Genomic DNA, 7,449 nt, shown 5'->3' with positions numbered 1-7,449 from the left:
CTTTGCGAACAAGTCCGAGCTGCTGGACGCCGCCGTCGAGGAGATCGAGGGAATCGCGCTGCCGCGGCTGCAGGCCGCGGCCGAACGGGCCGACGGCGTGGTCGAACGCCTCGCGGCGGTGTTGGACGAGACGAACCGGTTGATGCGCGAGCATCCCCACCTTGCCGCATTCGACCGCGCGGTCCGCGCCGAAAGCAACGAACACCCGGCGCGCGGTCGCCCGCAGTACCCGGGGCTGAAAGCGTTGCGCGACATGATCGTCGAGATCCTTCGTGATGCAAGGGTGCGGGGCGCGCTGCCGTCCGGTACCGACCCGGGCGCCGCGGCCGACGCGATCCATGCGCTGGCGTGCGGGCTCACCGAACGCGCGGCCAGCCTGGACGCCGACGCCTATGAGGCCACGCTGGTTGCGGCGAAGGAGTTGATCAGTGGGACGCTGTTCGCGCGCCCAGCGAATCGCCCCAGCTCCACAACGCGACGCCGATCAACACCACATCCTTGAGCAGGAATTGGCCGGGCAGCGCCGACAGCACGGGTATGCCGCCGGCGTGGCTCGCGACCACCCCGGGCGTGGTGAACAGGAAGCTCAGCGTGCCCAGGAACAGCACCACCGCCAGCGCGCTGCCGACCGCCGACCCGCGCGGCCACACCGGCCGCAGCGCAATGAGAACCGCCGCAACGATTTCCATGGTCCCCAGCAGGCGCGCCACCGCGGTGACGCTCAGCACGTCGTAGACCCAGCTCATCAGCGGGCTGTGCTCGATGAGCACCCGGGATTCCATTTTCACGTACTTCCCGAACCCGATCCAGGCCAACACGACGACCAGGCCGTAGCGGCCGACGAGTTGTCCGGTCCGGGTCAGCGACTGCGCCGCACGAGAGGGGCTGGGGGCGGCCACGGCAGATTCGACATCGTCCACAGGGCAGGCACGAGGGACACCCCGCTTTCGTTCAACGGCCGAACGACTACCCGGGGTAGCGATCGCGCAACTGAGCCAGCGTCGCCTCGATGCCGGCGGCGTTGCCCTTGGTCGCTCCGATCAGGTCGTAGTACCGCAACGCGTTCTTGACCGCTCCGGCGTCGTGGTAGTCGAACGTCTCGGTGACGCGGGTGCGGGTCGGCGAGAGCGCCTCGAATTCCCACCGCCACCGGTGGCCCAGCGGGTGGCGCCATTCGACCAGTTCGTTCGGTTTGAGGGCGGTCACCGTGCTGGTGATGCGATACGGCAGGCCGTACATCTTCATATGGGTCGAAAACTTCGACCCCACAGCCATTTCCGCGGGCACTTTGATGTTGTCCCGGACGGTGCCCGACCCGTCCAGCTCGCTGTGCCGGCGGGGATCTACGGCCATCGCGTACAGCTCGGCGGCCGGCGCGGCCACTTCGACCGACCGGCTTACCCGTCGTGGACCCGCGTCGACAACGTTGACGGTCATGTTCTTTCCTTTCGGCTGTCCGGCGGCGTCGACTCGACGCTACGCTCGCCGAGTCGAATTCAGAACACCGGAATCGCCCCGCCTGGCCGGGGGCGCGCTGGGCGCGACGCGGAGCCCACGCCGAGAGGAGCAAACAGTTTATGACTCAATCGATTTCGGGCAAGGTGGCGCTGATCACCGGCGCCGCACGGGGACAGGGCCGCGCCCACGCCGTGCGCCTGTCCGCCGAAGGCGCCGACATCATCGCGGTGGATATCGCCGGGCCGTTGCCACCGAGCGTCCCCTACGACTCTCCGACCGCGGATGACCTGGCCGAGACGGCCCGCTTGGTGCAAGCCAACGGCAAACGGGTCATCCCCGCAGCGGTGGACATCCGGGACCTGGACGCGCTCAAAGGCGCCGTCGACCGCGCGGTCGGGGAGCTGGGCCGGCTCGACATCATCGTCGCCAATGCCGGGATCTGCAGCCCCGCGCCCTGGGACCAGATCACCACCGAGGCGTTCCGCGACACCATCGACACCAACGTGACGGGTACCTGGAACACGGTGATGGCCGGCGCTCGACACATCATCGACGGCGGTCGCGGCGGGTCGATCATCCTCATCGGATCGGCGGCCGGCATCAACATGCAGTCGTTCATGATCCACTACACGGCGAGCAAGCACGCCGTCGTCGGGATGGCGCGCGCGTTCGCCGCCGAGCTCGGCCGGTACAACATCCGCGTCAACAGCCTCAACCCCGGAGCGGTGGCCACACCGATGGGCACCGGGCGCATGCGTGAAGCCCTGCACGCGGCCGCCGACAGCTACCCGCACCTGCGCGGGCTGCACAAGCCGCTGTTGCCCGAGGGCACGGCCCAGCCGGAGGACATCGCCGACGCGGTCGCCTGGCTGGCCTCCGACCAGTCCCGCCTGGTAACGGCCAGCCAGGTTTCGGTCGACATCGGCGTGGGCTACGTCTGAGGCGGCGGGCAAAGCGCATCGCGGATCGCCCAAACCGTTGCCGCTATCGCTCCTGATCGATATGGTCGCCGGTCATGGGCGTATTGCGGTTCCTCTGGCAACGCGTGCTTGCCTTCGACCGGCTCGGTTCGCGCATTCCTCAGCTAATCCAGATCTGGCTGCTGGAGTTCTTCGTCGTGATGCCGTTGACGTTCTTCATCGGAAAGGTCATCGATATCCACGGCGCGCTGGGCGTGCCCGGCACCGGCGAACGGCTCGATGGGACCTTCTGGGGCGCGCTCGTGGTCTCGCTCGTGTTCGGATTCTTCTTCGTCCGCTCCCTCGTCAGGCCCCGCGTGGTGCAGGGGACCTGGACGCCGATGGTTCGCGCCGACGTCGGCCCGGTGACCGTCTACGGCGGCAACACCGCCTGGCGCGTCACGTACCCATACCTGACCAGTCACCCGTCGTACGCGCTGCTCCTGTTGATCACCGCCCCGATCCCGGCGGTGATGCTGGCGGCCACCGTCAACCAGGGCGACAGCACGTTCTACTGGCGGGTCTGCGGCATCGTCGGCCTGATCATCATCGCCTGCATGGCGCTGGCGCGCGTATTGGCTTGGTACGTCTTCCGATTCGGGCGCCGTCAGCTCGACGCGCAACTGCGCGGCCTGGCGATCTCGCCGCGTCGGCTCGGCTGGGAGATCGCCTGGAAACCGGTGCTGGTCCTGGTGGTCTTGATGTACGCCATCGCCTGCATCCCGTTGGGCGCACTGTGGCTGAAGGAGCAGCGGACGATCGCCGGCCTACCGGTCGCCACCGCCGCCGATGCGGAACATCCCGGCGAGTATCGCCGGGTGAAAGGTGCGGTGGCCGCCGGGCCCGTCTACTGGGCGCCGCGGGGGGCGGGCCGCGGCGGTAACAACTACGCCGGGGCAGGGGTGCTGGTGGCGCTGGCCACCGGGGGTGAGGCGCTGGTGCTCGCCGAGTCCATGGCGGTCCCCGACTTCAAGGGCATGATGGCGCGCGTTCACCACGGCGAGCTCACGGCCACCGGCAAGGTGATCGCCGCCGTCACGCCCGACGAGCGCAAGTACTACGGCTTCGATGAGGGCGCGTTTCCCGCGCCCGGCGCCCAGGGCCGGGTCATGCTGCTGTTGTCCCAGCCCTGAGCCGATCGGGCACAATCGTTCTGCCGCGAATGGCACTCCTATTTGTGCCCCATGATGGAAGTAGCGCCCGAAGGCATATCCCCGACGGGTATCCCCGCAGCAATGGAAGGAGTGGCATGGTCAGCGAGTACCAGGTCAGCGGGATGAGTTGCGGGCACTGCGAGGCCGCCGTTCGGGCCGAGGTGGAGCACGTCCCCGGGGTCGACGACGTCGAGGTCAACGCGCGCACGGGCCGGCTGGTGATCACCAGTTCCCGTCCCGTCGACGCCGCCGCCGTACTCGCCGCGGTCGACGAGGCCGGCTACGAGGCTTCCCTGGTCGCATGAGCGCGGCGCCGGTGCACCATATCGAGCTGCAGATCGGGGGGATGACCTGCGCCGCGTGTGCCGCCCGGATCGAAAAGAAGCTGAACAGGCTCGACGGGGTGGCCGCCACCGTCAACTACGCCACCGAGAAGGCCGCCCTCACGGTTCCCCCCGGGTACGACCCGCAGGTGTTGATTGCCGCCGTCGAAAAGGCCGGTTACGCCGCCGCCTTGCCACAGCCGCGGCTAACCCGCGCGAAGGCCGGCGACCCCGAGCTGGGCGCGCTGCGCGCCCGCTTGATCACCGCGGCGCTGCTCGCCGGCCCGGTGATCGCCATGGCGATGATCCCGGCGTTGCAGTTCCGCTACTGGCAGTGGGCGTCGCTGGTGCTGGCCGCCCCCGTCGTCGTGTGGGCGGGCCGGCCCTTCCACGCCGCCGCCTGGACCAACCTGCGACGCGCCGCCGCCACCATGGACACCCTCGTCTCGATCGGCACGCTGGCGGCATTCCTATGGTCGCTGTACGCGCTGTTCCTGGGCACGGCCGGCGGACCGGGGATGCGCGACGGCTTCGGCCTGACCGCCCGGCCCTCGGACGGCGCCGGCCACATCTACCTTGAGGTCGCCGCGGGGGTGACCCTGTTCGTGCTGGCCGGCCGGTACTTCGAGCGGCGCTCCAAGCACACCGCGGGCGCGGCGCTGCGCGCCTTGCTGGAGCTGGGCGCCAAGGACGTCGCCGTGCTGCGCGACGGCGCCGAGACTCGCATCCCCGCGGACCGCCTCGCCGTCGGCGACGAGTTCGTGGTGCGGCCCGGGGAGAAGGTGGCCACCGACGGGATCGTGGTCTCGGGCTCCTCGGCCGTGGACGCCTCGATGCTCACCGGCGAGTCCGTCCCCGTCGAGGTCGGCGCGGGCGACAGCGTCACGGGAGCCACCGTGAACGCCGGCGGGCGCCTGGTCGTGCGCGCCACCCGGGTCGGCGACGACACCCAGCTGGCACACATGGCGAAGCTGGTCGAGCAGGCCCAATCGGGCAAGGCCGAGGTGCAGCGGCTCGCCGACCGCATTTCCGGGGTGTTCGTTCCCGTGGTCATCGGCATCGCCCTCGCAACGCTCGGCGGATGGCTGGCGTTCGGGTCCCCGGCCGCCGCGGCCCTGACCGCGGCCGTCGCGGTGCTGATCATCGCCTGCCCGTGCGCGCTCGGGCTGGCGACCCCCACCGCCCTGCTGGTCGGCACGGGCCGCGCCGCCCAGCTCGGGGTGCTGATCAAGGGGCCCGAAGTGCTGGAGTCCGCCCACGCCGTCGACACGATCGTGCTGGACAAAACCGGCACCGTCACCACCGGCAAGATGACCCTGGTCGACGTGATCGGCGGGCCGGGCACCGACCGCGAGACCCTCCTTCGATACGCCGGGGCGCTCGAGGACGCGTCCGAACATCCCATCGCCCAAGCCATCGCCGCCGCCGCCAAAGCCGAGGTCGGCGCCCTGCCCGCTGTCGACGGGTTCACCAGCTTCGAGGGCCACGGCGTGCGCGGCAACGTCGACGGCCACACCGTGGTCGTCGGGCGCGCCAGCCTGCTGGCCGAATGGGGCCAGTCGCCCGACCCCGCGCTCGCGGCGGCCCTCGTCCGCGCCGAGGATGAGGGCAAAACCGCCGTTGCCGTCGGCTGGGAAGGCCGGGCCCGCGGATTCCTCGTCGTCGCCGACACCGTCAAACCCACCAGCGCCGAAGCGGTCGGCCAGTTCAAGCGGCTGGGCCTGACGCCGATCCTGCTGACGGGCGACAACGGGACCGTCGCGCGTCGGATCGCCGACCAGGTCGGCATCGCGCGGGTCATCTCGGACACGATGCCGGCGGACAAGGTCGCCGCCATCAAGCGGTTGCAGTCCGAGGGCAGGGTCGTCGCCATGGTCGGCGACGGCGTCAACGACGCCGCGGCCCTCGCGACCGCCGAGCTCGGGGTGGCCATGGGCACCGGCGCCGACGTCGCGATCGAAGCCGCCGGCCTCATCGTCACCCGCGGCGACCTACGCGCGGCCGTCGACGCGATCCGGCTCTCCCGCCACACGCTGACCACCATCAGGGCCAACCTGTTCTGGGCCTTCGGCTACAACGTCGCCGCGATTCCGCTCGCGGCGCTCGGCATGCTCAACCCGATGCTCGCGGGCGCGGCGATGGCCTTTTCCAGCGTTTTCGTGGTCACCAACAGCCTGCGGCTGCGCTCATTCACCAGCACCGCGGCGGCGTAGTTCGCCACGCCCGCGCGCCGCGTTGGCAGGCGGGCTGGTGAGGCTGGTGTGGGATAGTTGTTCCGACCTCGACCACGGGCCCGCCCGCAGCGATCGACTTAGCAAAGGCAACGACCGTTGGACCAATTCTTCGGACGACTGTCCTTGCTGCACGGCTGGTTCCCGCCGGCCGTCCAGGGACTGACGCTGTTGGTGCTGGTCTTCGCCATCCAATGGCGCGCGCGGCGCTGGCACAAGTGGGTGCTGCCGGCGGGGCTGATCGCCGCGGCCGCGGTGACCGCGCTGTCGTACTGGTACATCACGTCGCTCGGGGTGGCCGGGGACCCGGCGCCGACCACGCTGTGGCTCTGGATCGCGCTGAGCGGCCTGGCCGCCGCGGTGGTGTTGGTCGGCTGGCCGGGCACGCGTTGGTGGCGGCGCGGGCTGGCGGTGCTGTCCGTCCCGCTGTGCGTGCTGTGCGCGGCCCTGTCCCTGAACGGGTGGGTGGGCTACTTCCCGACGGCGCTCGCCGCGTGGAACCAACTGACCTCGGTGCCGCTCCCCGACCAGATCGACCGGCTGCGGGTCACCGAGATGCAGGTCGCCGGCACCAGGCCGAGCAAGGGCGTGGTCGTGCCGGTGGACATCGACGCCGACGCGTCCCACTTCCCGCACCGGCGGGAATTGGTGTACCTGCCGCCGGGATGGTTCAACAGCAACCCGCCGCCCCGGCTGCCGACGGTGATGATGATCAGCTCCGCGTTCAACACCCCGGCCGACTGGCTGGGCCCCGGCGGCGCCTTCACCGCGATCGACAACTTCGCCGCCGCGCACCACGGCTTCTCCCCCGTGCTGGTGTTCGTCGACCCCACCGGCTCGTTCGACAACGACACCGAGTGCGTCAACGGCAGCCGCGGCAACGCCGCCGACCACCTGACCAAAGACGTCATCCCGTTCATGGTGTCGAACTTCGGCGTCAGCGCCGACCGGGCCAACTGGGGCGTTGCCGGCTGGTCGATGGGCGGCACCTGCGCGGTCGACCTGGCCGTCATGCATCCCGAGCTGTTCAGCGCGTTCGTGGACATCGCCGGTGACCGCAGCCCCAACGTCGGCCCCAAGGACCAGACGATCGCCAAGCTGTTCGGCGGCAACCGGACCGCCTGGGCGGCGTTCGACCCGCTCACCGTGATCGCGCGCCACGGTCGCTACACCGGTTTGTCGGGATGGTTCGACGTCCCGGGGTCCTCGGAGCCGCGCAACGTCGCCGAGGAAGCCAACCCCACCGCCGGCGCTTCCGACACCGACCCCGCCGCCAACCCCGAGGGGCAGGACGCCGCCGCCAACGCGTTGTGCTCGGCCGCCG

The 7,449-nt window shown here is 70.3% G+C and carries 8 protein-coding genes; 6 read left to right on the top strand and 2 right to left on the bottom strand.

Features of this window, described 5'->3' with window-relative positions; genetic code table 11:
• Positions 1–502 (top strand): TetR family transcriptional regulator C-terminal domain-containing protein (locus tag A5680_RS25330; protein WP_082970390.1); only part of this gene is annotated, 502 nt, incomplete at its 5' end.
• Here the strand turns inward: A5680_RS25330 and A5680_RS15755 are convergent.
• Complete coding sequence (locus A5680_RS15755) at positions 426–899, bottom strand: DUF417 family protein (RefSeq protein WP_067820846.1); 474 nt, start codon at positions 897–899, stop codon at positions 426–428. The two genes, A5680_RS25330 and A5680_RS15755, sit on opposite strands and share 77 nt — an antisense overlap.
• 67 nt (positions 900–966) lie before the next feature.
• On the bottom strand, positions 967–1,437 hold the full coding sequence (locus tag A5680_RS15750) for an SRPBCC family protein (RefSeq protein ID WP_067820843.1): 471 nt from the start codon (positions 1,435–1,437) through the stop codon (positions 967–969).
• Between the two features lie 140 nt (positions 1,438–1,577).
• On the opposite strand from A5680_RS15750, the gene A5680_RS15745 reads away from it, so the two are divergent.
• The 5 genes from A5680_RS15745 to A5680_RS15725 all read left to right on the top strand — a co-directional run.
• Positions 1,578–2,399: a mycofactocin-coupled SDR family oxidoreductase gene (locus A5680_RS15745; RefSeq protein ID WP_067820840.1), complete on the top strand. Its 822-nt coding sequence runs from the start codon at positions 1,578–1,580 to the stop codon at positions 2,397–2,399.
• A 74-nt stretch (positions 2,400–2,473) separates the two neighbouring features.
• Entirely contained in the window at positions 2,474–3,550 is a 1,077-nt protein-coding gene (locus tag A5680_RS15740; protein WP_067820837.1) for a hypothetical protein, read from the top strand.
• Between the two features lie 116 nt (positions 3,551–3,666).
• The gene (locus A5680_RS15735) at positions 3,667–3,876 is read left to right on the top strand and encodes a heavy-metal-associated domain-containing protein (protein ID WP_067820834.1); all 210 of its coding nucleotides are present in this window, start codon (positions 3,667–3,669) and stop codon (positions 3,874–3,876) included.
• Complete coding sequence (locus tag A5680_RS15730) at positions 3,873–6,107, top strand: cation-translocating P-type ATPase (RefSeq protein ID WP_067820831.1); 2,235 nt, start codon at positions 3,873–3,875, stop codon at positions 6,105–6,107. The genes A5680_RS15735 and A5680_RS15730 overlap by 4 nt, the downstream gene beginning before the upstream one ends.
• Before the next feature lie 117 nt (positions 6,108–6,224).
• Positions 6,225–7,449 (top strand): alpha/beta hydrolase family protein (locus A5680_RS15725; protein WP_067820829.1); only part of this gene is annotated, 1,225 nt, incomplete at its 3' end.

Origin of the sequence: Mycobacterium sp. E2989 (assembly GCF_001667595.1) — a bacterium.
Lineage (GTDB): Bacteria > Actinomycetota > Actinomycetes > Mycobacteriales > Mycobacteriaceae > Mycobacterium.
The sequence above is the reverse complement of the archived record's forward strand: the minus strand, read 5'-3'. Positions and strand labels throughout refer to the sequence as shown.

Coding starts and splice junctions, on each gene's coding strand:
- A5680_RS15750 (WP_067820843.1), bottom strand. CDS start 1,437: ATGACCGTCAACGTTGTCGACGCGGGTCCACGACGGGTAAGCCGGTCG.
- A5680_RS15745 (WP_067820840.1), top strand. CDS start 1,578: ATGACTCAATCGATTTCGGGCAAGGTGGCGCTGATCACCGGCGCCGCA.
- A5680_RS15740 (WP_067820837.1), top strand. CDS start 2,474: ATGGGCGTATTGCGGTTCCTCTGGCAACGCGTGCTTGCCTTCGACCGG.
- A5680_RS15735 (WP_067820834.1), top strand. CDS start 3,667: ATGGTCAGCGAGTACCAGGTCAGCGGGATGAGTTGCGGGCACTGCGAG.
- A5680_RS15730 (WP_067820831.1), top strand. CDS start 3,873: ATGAGCGCGGCGCCGGTGCACCATATCGAGCTGCAGATCGGGGGGATG.